Below are 20,425 nucleotides of genomic sequence, written 5' to 3'. Positions count from 1 at the left end.
TCCAAGTCCTGTGCGGTGAAGCGGCGTTGATCGGAAAGAGCCGTCCGGGGCTGACCCCGGACGGCCCGTGGCCGGGGGACTGTCAGCGGCCGAGCAGAGGAATGTCGTTCTTGCCGAGGTGGTAGTCGCGCACCGCGTCGACCAGCTCCGCTACCGAGAGCTTGCCGGTGCCGTCGGCGTCGAGCTGCTGGAAGGCGGTGTCGGCGGCGCCGGACTCGAGGCCGATGGCCCCGAACCACTTCTGCATCTCCGACGGGCTGATCTCGCCGTCTCCATCGCCGTCGAGTACGTCGACGATGGCCTGGATGGTCGGGCGGACGACCTGCTCGAAACCGGCGTCGCCCTTGCTGATGATCTCCTTCTCAGCGGTGGCGATGAACTGCTCCAGGTTCATCGACGAGGAGCCGGCCGCGTTGGACAAGTGGTCGAACATGGCCAGGTAGGCCTGCTTGAGCGCGTCGCCCTTCTGGCTGCCCTGCGCGCCGAGGCCGTTGATGATGCCGTCGGCCTCGCTCTCGAAGTCCGCTCGCTCGATCGTGCCGCTGCTGTTGTTGTCCCAGAGGCGGAAACGCTCTTCGAGGCGGCTGCCCTGCTTCGTGCCCAGACCCATGATGTCCCTTCCGTGCCTGTTGCGCGCTCAGCCGCGCCCCGGGGGACGGGGCACGATGAGGTGCGGCGATACATGGACGATCCTGTATCCACCGCTACTTTGCGTAATTATTACGCTACACATAGTGATTGTAGATAATCAAGGGGGAGCGGGTTATTCACGGCTGCCTTTTTGGGGCGGGCTCACCCGTGTGGACCTGGGCATCCTTGCCGGAAGACCAGCGGTTCTCCGGGGGCCAGGCCGAGCTCCCCACCGGTCGGCGCCGGATCCGCCCGGATCAGCACGTTGTAGTGGTTGGGCAGGTGGCAGCCGTCGAAGCCGAGCAGCACGCCGACCCGCCGCCCGCCGATCCACACCTCGTCACCCCGGTCCAGCACCCCGGCGGCGGTGATCTCCGCGAAGCCGAGGAACGCCACCCGGTCGATCCTCGCCCCCGGGGCCGTCTCGTCGTGGTCGGTGGCCACCAGCTCGTGCACCTCGCCCGCGCGTACGCATCGGCTCGCGTGCGGTTCGAGCCGCATGCCACGGTCGATCCTGCGGTGCACCAGCACCTTCAGCAGCGTCGCCGTGACCTCGCTCTTGGGCCCGTCCTCCTGGGGGTTCATCCTGGCTCCCGAATCGCGCCCGCCGCCTCCAGCCGGTAGGCCGCCTCGACCATGTGCAGCGCGGCCAGCCCTCCGTCCTCGTGCGTCCCGGTGCGTATGCCGTGCTCGAACGCCCGCAGGATGCCGACGTACTCGTGCCACAGTGAGTCCTTGAACCCGGGATGACCCGCCAGCATGTCGGCGTGCAGCGTCCGCCCGTCGGCCAGGCGCACGTCGATGTCCTTGCGCTCGCCCGGGTAGGACCAGTCGAGCAGCACCCTGGCCCGCGCCGCACCGGCCCGCAGCCCGATGTGGGCCCGCCGGTCGATGCCGGCGGCGTCGCGGGTGATGTGCGCGGAGGTCACCTCGGCCGGTCCCAGCAGCAGGTTCACCAGATCGAACGCGTTGGGCCCGTTGTCGGCGACGCAACCGCCGCCGCAGCGCAGGGGGTCCAGGTACCAGCTGTCGGTGCCGGCGTGCTCCTCGATGCGTTCGAGATAGCGTACGGTCAGCTCCTCGATCACGGCCCCCGCGCACTCGGCCCGCAGCCGGGCGACGGCGGAGTTGTGACGCCGGTGGAAGGCGGTGAACAGCGGCACCTCCCCGGACAACCACCGCAGCGCCGCGCCCTCCGTGGTGTCCAGCGCGAGCGGCTTCTCCACGCAGACCGGCACCCCGCGCGTCAGCGCGTCCGCGCAGACAAGGGCGTGCGCGTCATTGGGCACGGTGACGATCACGGCATCCGGCCGCACCTCGTCAAGCAGCCGCAGATGATCGGTGTACCGCGCCACCCCCGCATCGCCCGCCTGCGCCGCCTCCCCCGCATCGCCCGCCTGCGCCGCCTCCCCCGCATCGCCCGCCTGCGCCGTCACCGCCATGTCGCCCGGCTGCGGCGCCGTCGTCATCTCGCTCGCTTCCGGAGTCGCTGGTACGTCGCCCGCCGCCGAGACCTCGCACGCCTCCAGCGCGGCCGGGTCGCGGTCGCAGACGGCCACCAGGCGCAGCGTGGCCGATCCGCGCAGTGCCTCCATGTAGTAGCGCGAGATCACGCCGAGCCCGATCACTCCCACGCGCAGTACGGTCGTCACAGCGCCTCCTTCGCGCGCCGATCGGCGAGGGCGGGATCGGGCAGCGCGTCAGGAAGGGGCAGGTCGGCGCGGTGTGCGAGTTCGCGCAGTTCCGCGTAGAGGTCGCGGCCGAGCGGGACGCCCGAGCGCCGGTGTTTCTCCGCCCGCCGGTGCTCGTGCCAGCCCGGATAGCGCACCGGTGCGGCGGCGTCGGTGGGCGGGCAGTCGAGCAGCGCGCCGAACAACCGGCCCGCGTCGCTCCGTACCCCGTCTCGCAGCGCGCCCGGTGCGACGGCCGCGACCAGGAAACCGATGTCGTCGTCACGGCCGCTCGGCCCGCCTCCGCCCGACCACGCGTCCGGATGGGGCCCCAGGCCCGCGCCCGGCACCAGCGCGGCCAGCACCTCCACCATGAGCCCCAGCCCGAACCCCTTGTACTGCCCGGCCTCCCCGCCCAGCCACATCAGGTGCGCCCGTCCCTCGTCGAAGGCCGCGGCGTCGGTCACCGGATCGCCACGGTCGTCGCGGAGCAGCCCGTGCGGCAGGGGCAGCCCGTCGCGCGCGGCCTGGCGGATCCGTCCGGTGGGCGCGGCGGTGGTGCTCATGTCGAGTACGAACGGCGGATGCGGCCCCGCGGGGGCGGCCACGCTCAGCGGATTGGTGCCCAGCATCGCGACCGCGCCGCCGGGCGGCCTGGCGATCCGCTGGCCGCCGCAGTTGCTGGCGACCAGCCCGATCATGCCGCGTTCGACCGCGCGCAGGGCGTGATGTCCCGCGCAGCCCAGGTGGGTGGCGTTGCGCACGGCCGCCACCCCGATCCCGTACGTGCCCGCCCGGTCGGCCGCCAGATCCATGGCCATCCGCGCCACCCAGAGGCCCAGCGCCCGGTCCGCGTCGATGAGCACGGAGGCGCCCCGGTCTGCCACGATGTCCGGTTCTGCCTTGGGGTTGACCCGGCCCTCGTCGAAGAGCGGCAGGTAGAGACGGGTCAGGTTGACCAGGCCGTGCGAGGTCATGCCGGAGAGGTCGCCGTAACAAAGGGCCTGAGCGGCCGCGTACGCCCGCTCGGCCGCCAGCCCCCGTGAGGTGAAGACAGCCGCCGTGAAGTCGAGCAACCCGGCGTGACTCACCCGCACGTGTCCCTGGGAAGGCGCGTGTGTGAAATGAGGTGAGGATGGTGGGGAGATCGGGGGTGCGAGTGGTGGGGAAGTCTGGTTCACGAGCGTCCGTTCAGGTGGTTCGGGCGGTTCCGGGGGTTCGGTGGTTCAGGTCGTCGGTGAAGGCGATCAGCAGGCGGGTCACGGCGTCGGCGAAGGCGGCGAGTTCGGTGGCCCGCGCGAACTCGCCGTCCGCGTGCGCGTGGTTCGCGGCGAGGTCCCCGGGGCCCAGCACGACCGTGCAGGCCCCCTCGACCTCGGACATCCAGATGGCGTCACAACTGAACGCGGCCTCGTCCGCCGGCCACGGCTCGATCCCCGCCACGTCGCGCAGCAACGCGTGCCCCCAGGCGTCCCGGTCGTCCAGCACCGGCAGGCCGCGCTTGCGCCACTCAAGGCGGGTGATGGCACGCGCGTCGGCCGCCGTCCTGGCGAACAGCGTCGTGCCGCCGAACGTCGTGGCGAACGCGTCCAGGCCGTCGTCGAGCGCGGCCAGCAGTGCGCGTTCGACCCGCCGTCCGGCTGCCTGCGAGGCGTAGGAGAGGTTGAGGAGCAGGGAACCGCCGCCGTACACCTTGTTGTGCAGGGTGCCGGTGTGCAGGCCGGCCACGCAGACGGCGCCGCCGGCCGCGTACGGATCGAGCGCCCGGCCGAGATGCTGGGCGAGGAACCCCAGCAGGACGCTGGCGTTGTGACCGCGCTCCGGCCGATCGTCCACGGCGTCCGAGCCCCCGACCACCACCCGCGCGGTCATCGCCGCCGTGCCGCGCGGCAGGAACCGTACCCCGGTGGGCTCGCAGAAGACGTTCAGCCGTCCCCTGTGGCCGCGCTCCACCAGTGGCCGGGTGCCCAGGACGCCCATGGCGCCGCCCTCCTCGCCCGCCACGGCCTGGATCAGCACGCCGACGTCGCCTCCGATGGCGGGCCTGGCCGTCATGGCCTCGCGCAGGCCGGCGAGCAGCGCGACCGCGGGACCCTTGGCGTCGATCGCGCCGCGCCCGTGGAAGCTCTCGCCGTCGAAGCGGACCGGCGGCTCGCCCGCGACGGTGTCGAGGTGCACGTTGAACATCACCGTGCGGGAGGCGGGCAGGGCGGGGCCGAGCCGCAGCACGAGGCTGGGCTGGCAGGCCAGGAAACCGGGGACGTCCAGCGCCTCGCGCACCGGCGCGGGCACGTCGGACCGTTCCAGCTCCGCGCGTTCGGGGGGTGCGTGGTAGACCGGGTGCAGGCCCAGGGTGGCGGCGTAGCGGGCGTACTCGGCCTGCGCCTCACGCAGCCGGGGCACCGGCCCGCCGGGGCCGGTTTCCAGCGGCCCGGCGGTGGGCATCCGCAGCAGCCGGAGCAGGACGTCGTGGTCGGCCGGCGTCAGGGGGGCCGGCAGCGTGGCGCACATCGTCACTGGGCATCCCCGGCAATCTTGGTCAGAAGTCCTTCCAGTGCCCGCCCGTACGCCACGAACGCGGCGCGATCGCCACGGCCCGGCGTGGTATCGGCGGAGGTGCCAGCGGGGGTGGTGGCGAGGTGGGGGCGCAGGTGGAGGTGGGGTTCGATGGACAGGGCGCCCCGGTAGCCGTGGGCGAGCAGCAGGCTCAGGCAGGCGCCGACCTCGGACTCTCCCTCGCCGGGCGGTACGTAGCCGACCGTGCCGTCACCGGCCGTCACCGCGTCCTTGACGTGGACGTGCGCCACGTACTCGACGATGTCGCGCAACATCGGGACCGACGGGTAGCCGTACGGCACGCCGTTGCCCGTGTCGAACAGCAGCCGCAGGGCGGGGCTGCCGATGCCGGTGATCAGGTCCAGCATGCGGTCGGCGCGGTCTGCGGCCCAACCGGCGCAGTTCTCGTGCACGAGCAGCAGCCCGGAGTCCTCGGCGCGGCGTGCGAGCTCGCGCAGCCGGGCGCGGGCGAGGCGGGCCCATTCGGCGTCGGGGAGCCCGCCCGAGGGGTAGGACATGACGCGTACCAGCCGGGTGCCCAGGGCGGGGCAGCGGCGGGCCAGCACGTTCAGCTCGGTCAGGTCGAGGGCGAAGTCGCCGGTCACGGGGCGTGACCAGTCGCCGATCTTGGAGGCGACGCAGACGACGGAGATCCCGGCGGCGGCGATGCGTTCGACGGCGGCGGCGAAGGGCTGCTCGCCGAGCCGGGCGAGGGGAACCCCGCCGACAGCGCGCAGCTCCAGCCGCCGCCAGCCCAACTCCGAGACGGCCGCCACCTGCTCGTCCAGCCCCGGCCCCGCCTCGTCACCGATCCCGGCGAGCACGACCCCGGCGGGGAAGATCTCGGCAGGGGCGATCTCAGCCGGGGCGATCTCAGCGGGGACGAGTCCGGCGGAGGTGATCCCGGCAGGGGTGATCTCGGCGGGGGCGGTTTCGGCAGCGGCGACTTCGGCGGGCGGGTCAGCGAGTGGCATGGGGTGCCTCCTCGGAAGGCTTGTCGCGGGCGGCGCACAGGTCCTTGGCCTCGGTGAGGAGCCGGACGGCGTCCACCTGTACGGGCAGGGCGCCGGGCGGGAAGGCGGGGGAAGTGGAGTAGCGGAGGTAGGCGCCGCGCAGGAACGCGGGCAGGGCGTCGTCGGTGAACGCCGACCAGGTGCTCTCGCCGCCCGCCGACACCCGCAACTGAGCCGTGTGATCGGCGTCGCTGCACGGATAGTGGCCGGTCAGGGTGGCGTGGTCGAACTCCAGGGTGATGCGGCGCTCCCGTACGGGCGAGGTCAGGTTGGAGTCGATCTCGGTGCGTACCCCCGAATGGTGCAGCAACCGCAGCCGCGCCCGCCCGAGCCGGGGCAGCCGGAGCCGGTCGGTCACCATGTCCTCGCAGGAGGCGCCGTCGATCCTGGCGCCGCCGGCGAGGCTGAGCACGACGGCGAGCGCGTGCGGGACCTCGATGTCGAAGGCGGTGGGGGAGTGGCGGACGGCGAGGCTGCGGGTGAAGCGGGGCTTGTTCTGCACGACCCGGATGCCGCGCAGCCCGCCGAACCCGCCCGCCTCGACCGCCGCCCGCAGCCGGCTGGTGAGGGCGCTGTCGAGCCAGTGCGTGGCGACCGTGAGGTGCAGGCCCCAGCGCCGCCGCACCCGGGCCACGGCCGCGAGCCCGACCAGGTCCAGGGCCAGCGGCTTCTCCACGATGATCTTGCGGTAGCCGAGCTTGGCCAGGTGTTCGAGCAGGGTGGCGCGCACGTCCGGCGGGGTGCACAGGTGGACGACCGTGCGGCCGGGCGGGGTGTGCCGGGCCGCCTCCTCCAGTGAGGTCGCGCTGACCGCCCCCGGCGTGGTGACGGGTGGCCGGTAGGGGTCGTACACGATGGGTGAGAGTGAGAGCAGTCCGGGGTCCGAGGCGCGCACCTTGGCCAGCGACGGCAGGTGCAGCCCGCTGCCGGACCTGCCCATTCCGACGATGAGGGTATGCAGCAAGTGGATCAGAGCCCTTCCGGCGGTCCCCGCCTTGGAGGAGGGGAAAACCAAGATTCCCTCAAATTTTGATCAACCCAGCGCAGCATGTCAATCACTGTGAGTAGTCGAAGAAATTCTCGGGACCTTTTGGGCGTGCCCGGGACCATCAGGTCAGCCCGCAAGCGGGGTGGGAAAGCTGTGGCGCAGGAGGCCCGGCGGCACCGCGGGACGCAATAGGCTCGTGCGGTAAGTCTGCCGGGGCGAGCGTTAGGGGACCGGGTGAGCAAGTCCTTCGTGCACCTTCACGTGCACACCGAATACAGCATGCTGGACGGCGCGGCGAAGCTGAAGCCGCTGTTCAAAGAGGCCGAGCGGCTGGAGATGCCGGCGATCGCGATGAGCGACCACGGCAACATGTTCGGTGCGTACGAGTTCCAGAAGGTCGCGTCGGGCTCCCCGGTCAAACCGATCATCGGGATCGAGGCGTACGTCGCGCCGCACAGCCGGTTCGTCAAGAAGCCGGTCTTCTGGGGCCAGCGGGCCGAGACCGGTGTGGCGGACGGCGAAGGCGGCAAGGACGTCTCGGGCGGCGGCCGGTTCACCCACATGACCATGTGGGCCAAGGACGCGGACGGTCTGCGCAACCTGTTCCGCCTGTCGTCGATGGCCAGCTTCGAGGGTTACTACTCCAAGCCGCGCATGGACCAGGAGCTGATCTCGCAGCACGCCTCCGGCATCATCGCCACGACCGGCTGCCCGTCGGGCGCGGTGCAGACCCGGATCCGGCTGGGCCAGTACGACGAGGCGGTCAAGGTCGCCGGCGAGTACCAGGAGATCTTCGGCAAGGAGAACTACTTCCTGGAGCTGATGGACCACGGCATCGACATCGAGCGGCAGGTGCGCGAGGACCTGCTGCGGTTGTCCAAGCAGCTCAACATCCCCCTGCTGGTCACCAACGACTCCCACTACGTGACCGAGGACCAGGCCGACGCGCACGACAGCCTCCTGTGCGTCGGCGTGGGCAAGAACAAGGACGACCCCAACCGGTTCAGGTTCAACGGCTCCGGCTACTTCCTCAAGCCGGCCGAGGAGATGTACGCCCTGTTCCCCGAGCTGCCGGAGGGCTGCGACAACACGCTGCTGGTGGCCGAGATGATCGGCGACTACGGCGACGTGTTCGCCCAGGTGGACCGGATGCCCGACTACCCCGACGTGCCCGAGGGGGAGACGCAGGAGACCTGGCTGCGCAAGGAGGTCGAGAGCGGCCTGGTGATGCGCTACGGTGACCCGGTCCCGGCGGAGGTGCTGGACCGGTACGAGACCGAGATGAAGGTCATCGGGCCGATGGGCTTCTCCTCCTACTTCCTCGTGGTCGCCGACATCTGCAAGTACGCCCGCGACAACGGCATCGCGGTGGGTCCGGGCCGTGGTTCGGCCACCGGGTCGATCGTGGCCTACGCCACCCGGATCACCGAGCTGGACCCGCTGGAGCACGGGCTGCTGTTCGAGCGGTTCCTCAACCCCGAGCGGATCAACCCGCCCGACGTCGACCTCGACTTCGACGACCGCCATCGGGACCGCATGGTGGCCTACGTCACCGAGAAGTACGGCAGCGCCTACACCGCGCAGGTCAACACGTTCGGCACGATCAAGGCCAAGGCCGCCGTGAAGGACGCCAGCCGGATCCTCGGCTACCCGTTCGCGATGGGCGACAAGATCACCAAGGCGATGCCGCCGGACGTCATGGGCAAGGGCGTGCCGCTCGCCGACATCTTCAACGAGAGCCACCCCCGCTACAACGAGGGCACCGAACTGCGCGCCCTGTACGACAACGACCCCGATGTCAAGAAGGTCATCGACACCGGCCGCGGCATCGAGGGCCTGATCCGCGGCACCGGCGTGCACGCCGCCGCCGTCATCCTGTCCTCCACGCCGCTGCTGGAACTGATCCCGATGCACATGCGGGACAAGGACGGCGTCGTCATCACGGGCTTCGACTACCCGTCGTGCGAGGACATGGGCCTGGTCAAGATGGACTTCCTGGGTCTGCGGAACCTGGGCATCATCGACCACGCCATCAAGATCATCCAGCAGAACCGGGGCATCGAGCTGGACACCCTGACGATGCCGCTCGACGACGCCAAGACCTACCAGCTGCTGGCGCGCGGCGACACCCTGGGTGTGTTCCAGCTGGACGGCGGGCCGATGCGGTCGTTGCTGAAGCTGATGGAGCCGACCCGGTTCGAGGACATCGCGGCCGTGCTCGCGCTGTATCGTCCGGGTCCGATGGCGGCCAACGCGCACACCAACTACGCGCACCGCAAGAACGCCCGGCAGGACATCGAGCCGATCCATCCCGAACTGAAGGAGGCGCTGGAGCCGATCCTGGGTCCCACCTTCCATCTGCTGGTCTACCAGGAGCAGATCATGGCGGTGGCGCGGGAGCTGGCCGGTTATTCGCTGGGCGGCGCCGACCTGCTGCGCCGCGCGATGGGCAAGAAGAAGAAGGAGATCCTGGAGAAGGAGTTCCAGAACTTCCAGGCGGGCATGCGCGGCAACAACTACTCGGATGAGTCGATCCAGGCGTTGTGGGATGTCATGCTGCCCTTCTCCGGGTACGCCTTCAACAAGTCGCACACCGCCGGTTATGGACTGGTCGCCTACTGGACGGCCTATCTGAAGGCCAACTATCCGGCCGAGTACATGGCCGCGTTGCTCACCTCGGTCGGTGACGACAAGGACAAGGCGGCGGTTTATCTGGCCGAGTGCCGCAAGATGGGCATCCAGGTGCTGCCGCCGGACGTGAACGACTCCCAGCTCGACTTCGTCGCCGTCGGGGACACGCAGGTGCGGTTCGGCATGGGCGCGGTCCGCAACGTCGGGGAGAACGTCGTGGACGGCATCGTCAAGGCCCGCACCGAGAAGGGCCGCTTCGCCGACTTCAACGACTTCCTCGCCAAGGTGCCGCTCACCGCCTGCAACAAGCGGGTCATCGAATCGCTGATCAAGGCGGGCGCGTACGACTCCATGGAACATCCGCGCAAGGGCCTGCTGATGATCCACGAGCAGGCGGTCGAATCCGTCATCGACATCAAGAAGAACGAGGCCCACGGCCAGGACTCGCTCTTCGGCGGGATGGACGACACGGGCGACGACGCGGCGTTCACGATCGCCGTCCCCGACGGAGAGTGGGACAGGAAGACCAAGCTGGACTTCGAGCGGGAGATGCTCGGCCTGTACGTGTCGGACCATCCGCTGGCCGGCGCGGAGCGGTTGCTGGCGCGCAACCGGGACACCACGATCGCCGACCTGCTCGACAGCGGCCGGGACGACCGGGGTGACGTGCAGGTCTCCGGGCTGGTGACCAAGGTGGACCGGCGGGTGAACAAGGCGGGCAACACGTGGGCCATCCTCACCGTGGAGGACATGGACGCGGCGGTGGAGTGCCTGTTCTTCCCGCGTAACTACGAGTTGTACGGGCCTGAGCTGCGTCCGGACATCGTGGTGTCGGTGCGTGGTCAGATCAACAACCGTGACGGTTCCATCTCGGTGTTCGCCCAGGAGATGACCCCGATCGACGTGTCCGGCGTGAGCAGTGACTCCGGCGCGCCGATCACGCTGCTGCTGCGGGAGGAGCGCATCACCGTCAACCTGCTGGAGGAGTTGCGTCAGGTGCTCAAGACGCACCACGGGCAGGTGCCGCTGCACATCAACGTGCGGCGGCCGGCGGGCAAGGTGATGGTGATGGCGCTGCCGGAATGGCCGGTGAACGCCGCACCCAGCTTCGCGGCCGACATCAAGGCGCTGCTCGGCCCGGAATCCCTCTCGTTGTGAGCCGCCGGATCGACGTCGTGACCTGCGGCGAGGCGCCCGCCTGCGCGCGCTGCGGCGCCGAGTCGCTGCTGTGGGCGCGGGTCCCGCACGCCTGGGACAACGCGGCCGGTGAGCGGGTGGAGGGCTACAGCGGGGTCGTGTTGTGCCCGGAGTGTGACGCGCGCACGCCGCACGCGGCCGCGCTGATCACCTGGTTCCACGTCAACGGCGCGGCCGACGACGAGGACCCCGAGTTCGTGCGGCTGCTGGTCGCGTGGACGGCCGGCGTGTGCATTCCCGCGCTGGACGAGCGGGCGCTGCGGGACGAGATCGAGCAGTGGCGGCGCGGCGAACGGTAGCCGCCCAACCAGGACAGAGGCCGGCCCTCGGTGGGGGCCGGCCTCTGCCATGAGGTGAGCGGCCCGAGGTTACGGGATCATGCGGGCCCGAGGTTACGGGATCATGCAGGCCCGAGGTTACGGGATCGTGCACTGAACGGATGGCTCCCGTTGTCCTTCCGGTGCGAAGGTAACGCCGTACGGCGTCACTTCCGGCTGCGAGGCTGACGCCGAACAGCGGCGGCCTCAGCGAGGAAGGTGATCGCGTGTCCCAGCCCGGTACGGCCCCCGCCCCGGGGCGGACTCCCGCGTGGCGCTACGCCATCGGCATGTTGGGCACATCCATCCCGATCAACATGATCAAGGGATCGATGATCCTCTTCTACGTCGACATACTCGGACTCGACGTCCGCGCGTACGGCGTGGTCATGGTGATCTACGCGGTCATCGACGCGCTGGACAACCCGCTGCTCGGCCACCTGTCCGACCGCACCCGCAGCCGCTTCGGCCGGCGTCGCCCGTGGTTGCTGGTCGGCGCGCCGATGCTGGCGGCCTGCATGATCGCGTTCTTCTCCGCGCCGACCTCCCTGGACGGCATGGGCCTGGTGGTGTGGTTCGCGGTGTTCGCGATCCTGTGCGAGGCCTTCGACTCGATGCTCAACGCGAACTACGGCGCGCTGCTGCCCGAGCTCTACCCGCGCGAACGCGACCGCGCCGTGGCCAACAGCCTGCGCCAGGGCTTCCAGCTCGTGGCGCTGGTGATCTCGCTCGCGGCCACCCCGGTGCTCACGACGGGGGTGTTCGGTACCGAGGACTCCACCGAGGGCTTCCAGATCACGGCCGTCATCTACGGCGTGATCGCGTGCGCGGTGATCGTGTTCATGGCGCTCGGCGCCCGTGAGAGGCCCCGCTACTCCACCCGCGAGCGGCCGTTGCTGCTGCCCAGCGTGTGGTCGATCGTGCGCAACCCGATGTTCTGGACGGTCGGGCTCACCGGCGCCTGTTACGGCGTCGCCATGGCTCTGGTGTTGTCGGGCATCCAGCTCTACGTCCGTTACTCGCTCGGGCTCGCCGTCGTGAACGCGCTCTACCTTCAGGGCATCGTCATCCTCATCTCGGCGGCCGGGCTGGTGGTGTGGACCCGCGTCGTCGCCCGCCGCGGCGCCCTGTGGGCCTGGCGGCTCGCCTTCGCGGTCCTCGCGATCAGCTTCGCGGCCCTGTTCTTCGCCACCGACCTGCTCACCGCGATCGCCGCGGGCGTGCTCGTCGGGGCGGGCTGGTCGGGCATGCTCGCGACGACCGACCTGATCGTCGCGCGGGTGCTGGACGCCGACGCCACGCGCAACGGGGAGCACCGCGAAGGGCTCTTCCTGTCCGCGTTCGGCTTCTTCAACCGGCTCAACGGGATCGCGACCGGGCTCGCGCTCACCTCGCTGGGCGTGTTCTTCGGCTACAACTCGGGCGACGACCCGGGCGCGGACCCCGGGCTCGCGTTCCGGGTGTACCTTTGCGCCTACCCGTTCGTACTGACGACGATCGGCGCGATCGCGGCGCGGTTCATCACGATCCCGATCGAGACGCCGCCCGAGGCGGCCGATCCGCCGCCCTTGGACGAGACCGCTGTGGAAGGACCCCGATGACCCGACGCGTCGTGATCACCGCCGATGACCTCGGCCGGGAGCCGGGGACGACGGAGGTGATCGCCTCGCTGCTCGCCGAGGGGCAGGCCACCGCGACGACACTCATCTGCCTCTCGCCGGTGGCCGAGCAGGCCGCGAAGACGGTACGCGAACTCGGCGTCGTGCCCCGCCTGCACGTGACGCTCACCAGCGAGGGCGGGCTTCCGCGCTGGCGGCCGCTCACCGGCGCGGCGAGCCTGGCCGATCGGGACGGGACGCTCAGCGACGATCCGTACGTACTCGGAGCCCGCGGCGAGAGCGGGGACGTCATCGGGGAGGCGGAGGCGCAACTGCGCTGGATGCGCGAGCGGGGCCTGACGCCCGAGGCGGCCGACTCCCACGCCGGCACCCTCTACGGCCTGCACGGCAGGTCGTGGCTGGCCGAGGCGCTGGAGTGGTGCGCGCGCCACGGTTTCGCCTTCCGGCTGCCCCGTGACCCGCTGCCGTACTTCGGCGGGCCGCTGCCCCCGCCGCTCGCGGCGGCGCACGAGCAGGCGGTCGCCCACGCCGACGCGCTGGGGGTGGCCATCCCGGAGACGATCGCGACCAACCGGCGCGGCGCGCACGAACTCGGCTCCTACGAGCGGCTGCGGGACGACTACCTGCGCCGGGTCGCGGACCTGCCGGAAGGGACGAGCGAGTTGTTCCTGCACCCGTCCCGCGAGGAGGCGGTCATGGGAGCGGACGGAATCGTGCGGATCTGGGAGACGCGGCTGCTGCGCGACCCGGTGTGGCACAAAGCCCTCGAAAGCGAGGGAGTCGAGGCGGTCGGGGGCTGGTGGACCTGAAGGCCCAGAGGGTCACCCGCCAGAGCGCCTCGAACAGCACGCCGGAGCTCATCTTGCTCGCCCCGGCCGTACGGTCGACGAAGGTGATCGGCACCTCCGCCACCGTGAACCCGCGGCGCACGGCCCGCAGCGTGAGATCGACCTGGAAGCAGTAGCCGCGCGACTCCACGCCGCCGAGCAGGATCTCCGTCAGCGCGGCGGCCCGGTAGACGCGGAACCCGCCCGTGGCGTCGGCGACCGGCAGGCGCAGCGCCAGCCGTACGTACCGGTTGGCCAGCCGGGAGAGCAGCTCCCGCCGCCGCGGCCAGTTCGCCACCCGGCCGCCCGGCACCCAGCGTGAGCCGATGACCAGGTCGGCGTGCTCGGCCGCGCGCAGCAGGGCGGGCAGCCGCTCTGGCGGGTGCGAGCCGTCGGCGTCGATCTCCACCAGCAGGCCGAACCCCCGGTCGAGGCCCCAGCGGAAGCCCGCCGCGTACGCGGCGCCCAGCCCCTGCTTGCCCTCCCGGTGCAGGACGTGCACGTTGCCGTGGTCGGCGGCGAGCCGGTCGGCGATCAGGCCGGTCCCGTCGGGGCTGTTGTCGTCCACGACGAGGATGTGAGCGGCGGGCACGGCCGCGCGGATCCGGCCGACGATCGCCGGCAGGTTGTCCCGTTCGTTGTAGGTCGGCGTGATGACCAGGACGTCGCTCATGCTGCGCTCCTCAGCTCGCGTGCCGGAAGTCGGGCCAGGCGGTCGTCCACGGGGTCCGGGGTCCCGAGCAGACTGTGATCGGCATACCCTGCTCCTCGTTGACGACTCCGGTGCCGTGGTCGACGACCCCGGCGGATTCGCACAACTCGAACCGCTGCCGCAGCCGCTCGGGCGGCAGCCCCACGGTGACCACCGTGCGTGCCGTCTCCGGGGGCGGCCCTTGCTGCCACAGCTCGTTGTGGCCGCTGTAGACGGGAATGTCCGGGGCGAACCGGTCGAGTGCGCCGGCCTCGCCGTAGTTCGAGGTGAGCACGACCGTCCCCGGCGGCAGCGCCCGGTACGTCCCGGCCACCTGGGCGGCGAAGCGCGGCCAGCCCACCGACTCCCTGGACACCTCGTTCGGCGAGTGGCCGAGCGCCGCGAGCGGCAGCAGCGGCAGCGCCACCACGATGCCGGCGACCGAGGAGCCCAGCAACCCGCACCACACCGCCCGGCGGCGGGCGGCCCGGCCGGCCATCCACGCGGTGACGGGCACGCAGCCGGCCACGAAGGCGAAGAGCACGCTTCCCGCGACGTAGTCCGCCCGCCCGCCGGAGGCGAAGCCGAGCAGGATCGTCATCAGGGTGCCGATCGCCAGCGAGCGGGTCTCCTGCCGCCGCAGCAACCAGAGCCAGCCGGCCACGGCGATCGCGAAGGCTCCGATGCTGAGCAGCGCCACCAGCATGGGCACGTACATGATCCGGTTGATCGGCTCGTTCAGCACGGCGGCCATGGTGAGCTGCGGCCAGCCGTTGACGGCCTGGTAGAGCACGTTGGGGGAGGCGATGAGCGCGGCCAGGGCCGCCCCCGACCAGAACCACCTGTCGCCGAAGACCGCGCGCGGCCCCTTCACCGCCAGGCCGACGGTGACGAGCAGGCCGGTGACCAGCCCCATGATCAGCAGCACGATGAGGTGTTTGTTGAACGTGGCCGCCCCCGCGACGACGCCGGCCGCCGGCCACCACCGCCCGTCGCCGCGCAGCAGGGCGCGGAGCACGAACAGGATGCAGGCCGTCCAGAACACGAAGTCGGCCGACTGGGTGAGCAGGGTGTGCCCGGCGAGCAGGGGGAACATCCCGGTGCCGAGGCCGGCGGCGGCCAGCGTCTGCGCGCCCCTGCCGCCGCCGAGCTCCCTGGTGATCGCGGCGCCGAGCAGGATCAGCAGGCCGGTGCAGAGCGCGGGGACGATCCGTAAGCCGACGATGGTGTCCCCAAACAGTTCGGTGGACAACCGCGCCAGCAGCGGGGTCAGCGGCGGCTGGTCGAAGTAGCCCCACGCGGGGGTCTGGCCGAGCAGGCGGAAGTAGAGCTCGTCGCGGTGGTAGCCGTACCACGGGCTGAGCGACAGCAGCGTGATCACGACGATGGCGGCGATCGGGCCGGTGGTGCGCCAGGCGAACGCGGGAGGCGCGGGAGCGGTGGTCCGGAGGTCAGGGTCTCGAAGAAGCATGCCCCCACGGTTTCCGACGGGGCCACCGCCTGTCGTCTGGCCAGGAGCGGAACCTGGGGTCAGACCCCGGGGATAGGCGGCGGCTCCCCGGGGCGGACCACGCCGTGGTCGAAGGCGAAGACGACCGCGGCGGCCCGGTCGCGTACCGCCAGCTTCGTGAAGATCCGGCCGACGTGCGTCTTGATCGTGCCCTCGCCGATCACGAGATGGCGGGCGATCTCGGCGTTGGTGAGCCCGCGGCCGATGAGCCTGAGCACCTCGACCTCGCGGGAGGTGAGGTCGCCGAGCCGCCGGGACGCGTCGGGGTCGGTCACCGGGTCGGCGCGGTAACGCTGCAGGACCCGCCCGCAGACGGACGGATCCAGCCAGCCGTCGCCCGCCGCCACCGCGCGTACCGCGCGCTGGATGTCCTCGGCGGGAGCGTCCTTGAGGCAGAAGCCCGACGCGCCGGCCCGCAGGGCCGCCGCCAGCACGCTGTCCTCGCCGAACGTGGTCAGCACCAGGATGCGGCACGCCGGGTCCTCGGCCAGCAGGGCGCGGGTGGCGTCCACGCCGTTCATCCGCGGCATGCGGATGTCCATGACCACGGCGTCGGGCCGGGCGCGCGCGACCTCCGCCAGCGCGAACTCGCCGTCCGCCGCCTCGCCCACCACGTCGAACCCGTACGGTTCGCGCAGGATCGTCCGCAGCCCCGCCCTGGCGAGCTCCTGGTCATCGACGAGCACCACCGAGATCATGCCTGCGGCTCCCTCTCTCGTTCAGGCCGGCAGTTCCGCCCGCACGACCCACCGGTCGTCCTCGGGACCGGCGGTGACGTGCCCGCCGACCATACTCACCCGGTCGGCCATCGCACGCAGGCCCATGCCGCCATTGTGCCGGGGCGGGCGGCCCGGCAGCGGGTTGGCGACCGTGACCTGGACGGCGCCGTCCTCCGACACGCGCAGCCGGACCTCGACCGGACGGCGCGGGGCGTGGCGGCTGGCGTTGGCCAGCGCCTCCTGCAGCAGCCGGTAGAGCACCATCCCGGTCGCCGGGCCCGCCGCCGATAACTCGCCTTCGATGTTCGAGCGCAGCTCCAGGCCCGCCGTCCGGTACTCCGCGAAGAGCTCGGGCAGCAGGGACGCGGTGGGCTGCGGGGCGACCGCGGCCGGATCGGGACCCTGCTCGGCCAGGACATGGACCAGTTTGCGCAGCTCCGCCATGCTCTGCCGGGCCAGGCGCTCGGCCTCGGCGACGCCGGACGCCGCCTCCCGGTGATCGTGTTCGAGCGCCAGCCGCACACCGCCCAGGTGCAGCACCGTCACGGCGAGCGTGTGCGCGACGATGTCGTGCAGGTCGGCGGCGAGCCGCTGCCGCTCGGCCAGGGCGGCGGCCGCGTTGGCGGCGCGCTCGGCCCGGTGCAGCCGTTCGCCCACCTCGATGCGGTAGCGCACGGCCCAGCCGCTCCAGAAGACGAGCGTCGCGGCGCCCAGCCAGTTCGGCCAGCCGGGGTCGGGGGTGGTGAACGCCGCCGCGACCACCACGGCCAGCGAGGCGAGCCACATCACGACGCCCGGCCAGAGCCGCTGGGTCAGCGCGACGGCCCCGAGGTAGAGCACCAGGACGAACCAGCCGATGCTGTTGATCGCGAGCCCCGTGAGCGCCGCGATGGCCAGGGGCGCCAGCAGCGCGGCGACCTCGGCGGCCCGGCCCCGCACATCGCGCACGATGACGAGGCAGGCCAGGACGAGGGCGCCGCCGCCGGCGAACGGCCAGCCGCAGCCGCAGCCGCTCGTGACCGTCTGCACCCACGACAGCCCGACCAGCAGGATCAGCAGCCCGAAGCCGGCCGGTAACAGCCATCGGGGAGTCAGCACGCGCCCATCGTAGGAAGAGCCGGCTCGGGCGCGCATCCACCCGGAGGCATACCCGCCGTCTGCCCGTGGTCGGATCAGCCCTGTACGAGCCGCATGGAGATGTAGTAGTTAATCCCTGACCACCGGGTGTGATACACCTTCTTCCGCTTGTACTCGCGGAAGCCGAGCTTCTCGTACAGGTGCAGGGCCGGGGCGTTGATGTCGGAGATCTCCTCCAGGACGTACTCGTCGTACTGCGGCAGGGCGAGCAGATGGGACAGCAGGGCCGCGCCCACCCCCCGGCCCCGGTGCTTCGCGCGGGTGGCGACGAACTCCAGAGAAGCCAGCCCGTCCCTGGTGGACGGGAGCGTCGCGCTGAACGTGCTCCTGAAGGCGAGGTCGGCGAAGGTCCCCTTGAGCAGCCCGAGGTGCCTGCGCAGTTCGCGTCCGTCGTGCCGGAACGACAGCCGCGTGCCGTCGGTCAGGGCGGTGATCCCGGCGGGTTCCCCATCGACGAGGGCGACCCAGTAGAGGTCGAGTGGCAGGGCGTGCTCGAAGGCGTCGGTGAGCCGGGCCGGGTCTTTGGAGAAGGCGGAGAATTCGGGGCCGAACCCGTCGACGAAGATCTCCGTTATGGCTCTGCGGTGTTCGTCGCCCAGGTCGGTGGCGCGTACCACGTCGATCATCGTTCTTCCTTCGCTCTGCGGGTGATGAGTGCCTCGATGCCGTCGAGGAGCAGGCCGAGGCCGAAGCCGAAGTCGGCGTCCTCGACCCACTCCTGCGCGCCGCCGAAAGCGCCCGCGCCGAGTGCCGCCGACAGGCCCGGGTAGTGCGCCGGGTCGGCCAGGCGGGTGAGTATCACGCCGTAGTCGCCCGGTCCGGCCATGCCCGTCTCGTCCGCGCCGCCCCGCAGGCTGTGGGCGAGTGAGGCGGTGCTGACCGCGTACGCGGACAGGGTGGTGGCGATGTTGACGCCCTCGCCCGGCGTGAGTCCCGCGCGGGACAGCGCGACCAGCAGCCGGTCCAGCCAGCTCAGCGCGCGCGGCCCGGTCGGCGGCGTCAGCGGGGACACCTCCAGGAGCCAGGGCCTGGTGAGCAGGAACTCGCGGTAGGACCGGGTCCAGGCGGTCAGATAGTCCCGCCAGTGCAGCTCGCCGGGCTCGGGCGGTGGCGGCGCGGCGGCGTCGGTCATCGCGGTGAGCAGTTCCTCCTTGCTGCCGACATAGCCGTACAAGGCCATCGGCGACACGTCGAGACGCGCCGCCACGCTGCTCATCCGCACCCCCGCCAGCCCATCGGCGTCCGCGATCCCGATGGCGGCCTCGGTGATCCTTTGCAGGCTCAGGCTGGGCCGCGGGCCGTGCGACGTCCTGGGCTCCTGACCCCACATCCGCGCGACGACCGCCGGCATCTCCGGTCCGTTGTCGATGACGCACCTCCAATACTGTACGGCCTACACTATATGGCATACGGAGTAAGAGGTTCGCCGCGCGGCGGGCGTCATGCCGGGTGGCGTCTTGGTGAGGTTCCCGTGGCGGGCGTTTGGGGGGAGGGCCGCCTCGGAATCCTTCACTCGGTAACCCGATGCGCACGCTATGGCAACCTCGATGAGCACGATCATGAAGGCCGCGAGAGAAGCAGGTGCGATGCAGCGTCTGGCAAGGCGCGGCGCCGCCGTCCGCACCAGGGCTTTGGGCGCGGACGGCCCTGCACGTACGAGTCAGGACCGGGGAGACCGCCGTGGGCGCGCTGTCAATGACCCGCCACCAGTTGCCGGACGCCATCCTGATCGAGATCTCCGGCGAGATCGACGCCACGAACCACGCCGCGCTTGAGGAGCGCCTCGCCCAGACTCACCCGCGACCGCACGAGACGCTGATCCTCGACCTCGGCGCGGTGCCCTTCATGGACAGCTCGGGGCTGCGGCTGCTGCTGCGCACCCAGAACCGGCTGGACCTGGACGGCAAGAACCGCCTGCGCCTGGTCGCCCCGCAAACCCGGCTCCTGCGGCTGATGGAGGTCACCGGCGCGGGCTCGGTGCTCAACCTGCACGCCGACCTCGACCACGCCATCGCCGCCGTCGAGCGGCACGCCACCGCGCACCCCGCCCTGCGGCGGCCCTCACCCATCGGCCTCGTCCTTCCCCCGCACGTCTGGACCACCGATCCGGGTGGGAAGGACGAGCCCATTTCATGAAGTTCGGGGACTGTCGGGATGCCTTGTGTATAGGGTCGGTTCCCTATGATCATCAGGCATGACGGTCCCCACGGGATCGGCGGGGCGGCGACATGATGGCCATGTCGCTGCTGACCCGGCTCAACCGCTTCAACCGGCGGCACCCGTGGAGCCACAACGACCACTACGGCCCCTGGGTCGCGAACCAGGTGGCCGCCTCAGGGGCCCGGCACGTCCTCGACGTCGGGTGCGGCACCGGAAACCTGGTCGCCCTACTGCGCCCGCACGCGGCCACCGTCACCGGGCTCGAACCCGACCCGGAGACCGCCAGGATCGCGGCGGGCCGGTTCGCCGGAGACCCCGGGGCCGGCGTCATCCAGGCCGACTTCGCCGGGCGTGACCAGGAGCGGCGCTGGGACGCCATCACCCTGGTCGCCGTGCTGCACCATCTCCCGCTGGTGCCCACCCTGCGCGAGCTGCGCGCCGGCCTCGCCCCCGGCGGGCGCCTGGTGATCGTCGGCTGCTTCCGCGAGGACGGGCCCGCCAAGCTGCTCACCGACCTGCCGGCGTTGCTCGCCAACCCGGTCATGGGGATGATCAAGCACCCCGCCCGCGCCGAGACGATGCCCGTGCACATGACCGCGCCCACCGCCGAGCCGCGGGAGACGCTCGCCGAGATCCGGGCCGCGGCGGCGCGCGAACTGCCGGGGGCCCGGATCCGGCGCCGCCTCTTCTGGCGCTACACCCTGGTCTACGACGCCCCCGCCGGCTGAGGCTCCCGCCGGTGGGAATGCCCGGGTGCCTG

At 71.3% G+C, this 20,425-nt stretch carries 19 protein-coding genes; 6 read left to right on the top strand and 13 right to left on the bottom strand.

The annotated features are described in order from the left end of the window. Positions 1–82: 82 nt before the first annotated feature. The 7 genes from AB0I81_RS34330 to AB0I81_RS34300 all read right to left on the bottom strand — a co-directional run bounded on the left by AB0I81_RS34330 (position 83) and on the right by AB0I81_RS34300 (position 6,833). Positions 83–610, bottom strand: a complete 528-nt coding sequence (locus AB0I81_RS34330; RefSeq protein WP_360665281.1) for an EF-hand domain-containing protein — start codon at positions 608–610, stop codon at positions 83–85. 182 nt (positions 611–792) lie between these two features. Then, positions 793–1,215 (bottom strand): hypothetical protein, encoded by a 423-nt coding sequence (locus tag AB0I81_RS34325; protein ID WP_360665278.1) that lies wholly within the window; start codon positions 1,213–1,215, stop codon positions 793–795. Then, positions 1,212–2,282 carry a Gfo/Idh/MocA family oxidoreductase gene (locus tag AB0I81_RS34320; protein ID WP_360665275.1) on the bottom strand — a complete coding sequence of 357 codons (1,071 nt, stop codon included), beginning with the start codon at positions 2,280–2,282 and terminating at the stop codon, positions 1,212–1,214. Before AB0I81_RS34320 ends, AB0I81_RS34325 begins: the two co-directional genes overlap by 4 nt. Beyond that, on the bottom strand, positions 2,279–3,391 hold the full coding sequence (locus tag AB0I81_RS34315) for an Ldh family oxidoreductase (protein WP_360665272.1): 1,113 nt from the start codon (positions 3,389–3,391) through the stop codon (positions 2,279–2,281). The genes AB0I81_RS34320 and AB0I81_RS34315 overlap by 4 nt, the downstream gene beginning before the upstream one ends. 100 nt (positions 3,392–3,491) lie before the next feature. Continuing rightward, positions 3,492–4,811 (bottom strand): M20/M25/M40 family metallo-hydrolase, encoded by a 1,320-nt coding sequence (locus AB0I81_RS34310; protein ID WP_360665410.1) that lies wholly within the window; start codon positions 4,809–4,811, stop codon positions 3,492–3,494. A 2-nt stretch (positions 4,812–4,813) separates the two neighbouring features. Next, positions 4,814–5,830 (bottom strand): TIM barrel protein, encoded by a 1,017-nt coding sequence (locus AB0I81_RS34305; protein ID WP_360665269.1) that lies wholly within the window; start codon positions 5,828–5,830, stop codon positions 4,814–4,816. Next, entirely contained in the window at positions 5,817–6,833 is a 1,017-nt protein-coding gene (locus AB0I81_RS34300) for an oxidoreductase (protein ID WP_360665266.1), read from the bottom strand. Before AB0I81_RS34300 ends, AB0I81_RS34305 begins: the two co-directional genes overlap by 14 nt. A gap of 258 nt (positions 6,834–7,091) precedes the next feature. Between AB0I81_RS34300 and dnaE the strand changes: the two genes are divergently transcribed. The 4 genes from dnaE (at position 7,092) to AB0I81_RS34280 (ending at position 13,430) form a co-directional block, all read left to right on the top strand. Next, on the top strand, positions 7,092–10,646 hold the full coding sequence (gene dnaE / locus AB0I81_RS34295) for a DNA polymerase III subunit alpha (protein ID WP_360665263.1): 3,555 nt from the start codon (positions 7,092–7,094) through the stop codon (positions 10,644–10,646). Continuing rightward, positions 10,643–10,984, top strand: coding sequence for a DUF6300 family protein (locus AB0I81_RS34290; protein WP_360665260.1), 342 nt, complete (start codon positions 10,643–10,645; stop codon positions 10,982–10,984). The genes dnaE and AB0I81_RS34290 overlap by 4 nt, the downstream gene beginning before the upstream one ends. A gap of 245 nt (positions 10,985–11,229) precedes the next feature. Next, a complete protein-coding gene (locus AB0I81_RS34285) occupies positions 11,230–12,603 on the top strand; it encodes an MFS transporter (protein ID WP_360665257.1) in 1,374 nt (457 codons plus the stop codon). Continuing rightward, the gene (locus AB0I81_RS34280) at positions 12,600–13,430 is read left to right on the top strand and encodes a ChbG/HpnK family deacetylase (protein ID WP_360665254.1); all 831 of its coding nucleotides are present in this window, start codon (positions 12,600–12,602) and stop codon (positions 13,428–13,430) included. Before AB0I81_RS34285 ends, AB0I81_RS34280 begins: the two co-directional genes overlap by 4 nt. Here AB0I81_RS34280 and AB0I81_RS34275 read toward each other — a convergent pair. The 6 genes from AB0I81_RS34275 to AB0I81_RS34250 all read right to left on the bottom strand — a co-directional run bounded on the left by AB0I81_RS34275 (position 13,315) and on the right by AB0I81_RS34250 (position 18,856). Continuing rightward, complete coding sequence (locus AB0I81_RS34275) at positions 13,315–14,121, bottom strand: polyprenol monophosphomannose synthase (RefSeq protein ID WP_360665251.1); 807 nt, start codon at positions 14,119–14,121, stop codon at positions 13,315–13,317. The genes AB0I81_RS34280 and AB0I81_RS34275 overlap by 116 nt on opposite strands. Positions 14,122–14,131: 10 nt before the next feature. Continuing rightward, complete coding sequence (locus tag AB0I81_RS34270) at positions 14,132–15,610, bottom strand: glycosyltransferase family 39 protein (RefSeq protein WP_360665248.1); 1,479 nt, start codon at positions 15,608–15,610, stop codon at positions 14,132–14,134. A gap of 59 nt (positions 15,611–15,669) precedes the next feature. Then, a complete protein-coding gene (locus tag AB0I81_RS34265) occupies positions 15,670–16,347 on the bottom strand; it encodes a response regulator transcription factor (RefSeq protein ID WP_360665245.1) in 678 nt (225 codons plus the stop codon). Between the two features lie 21 nt (positions 16,348–16,368). Beyond that, positions 16,369–17,466, bottom strand: a complete 1,098-nt coding sequence (locus AB0I81_RS34260) for a histidine kinase (protein ID WP_360665242.1) — start codon at positions 17,464–17,466, stop codon at positions 16,369–16,371. A 74-nt stretch (positions 17,467–17,540) separates the two neighbouring features. Continuing rightward, positions 17,541–18,131: a GNAT family N-acetyltransferase gene (locus AB0I81_RS34255; protein ID WP_360665240.1), complete on the bottom strand. Its 591-nt coding sequence runs from the start codon at positions 18,129–18,131 to the stop codon at positions 17,541–17,543. Next, positions 18,128–18,856, bottom strand: a complete 729-nt coding sequence (locus AB0I81_RS34250; RefSeq protein WP_360665237.1) for a TetR/AcrR family transcriptional regulator — start codon at positions 18,854–18,856, stop codon at positions 18,128–18,130. Before AB0I81_RS34250 ends, AB0I81_RS34255 begins: the two co-directional genes overlap by 4 nt. Before the next feature lie 329 nt (positions 18,857–19,185). On the opposite strand from AB0I81_RS34250, the gene AB0I81_RS34245 reads away from it, so the two are divergent. Both AB0I81_RS34245 and AB0I81_RS34240 read left to right on the top strand, forming a co-directional pair. Beyond that, positions 19,186–19,641 (top strand): STAS domain-containing protein, encoded by a 456-nt coding sequence (locus tag AB0I81_RS34245; protein ID WP_360665234.1) that lies wholly within the window; start codon positions 19,186–19,188, stop codon positions 19,639–19,641. Between the two features lie 92 nt (positions 19,642–19,733). Beyond that, positions 19,734–20,393 (top strand): class I SAM-dependent methyltransferase, encoded by a 660-nt coding sequence (locus tag AB0I81_RS34240; RefSeq protein WP_360665231.1) that lies wholly within the window; start codon positions 19,734–19,736, stop codon positions 20,391–20,393. The last annotated feature ends 32 nt before the right edge of the window (positions 20,394–20,425 follow it).

It is taken from the genome of Nonomuraea sp. NPDC050404 (assembly GCF_040655495.1).
GTDB lineage: Bacteria > Actinomycetota > Actinomycetes > Streptosporangiales > Streptosporangiaceae > Nonomuraea.
The sequence above is the reverse complement of the archived record's forward strand: the minus strand, read 5'-3'. Positions and strand labels throughout refer to the sequence as shown.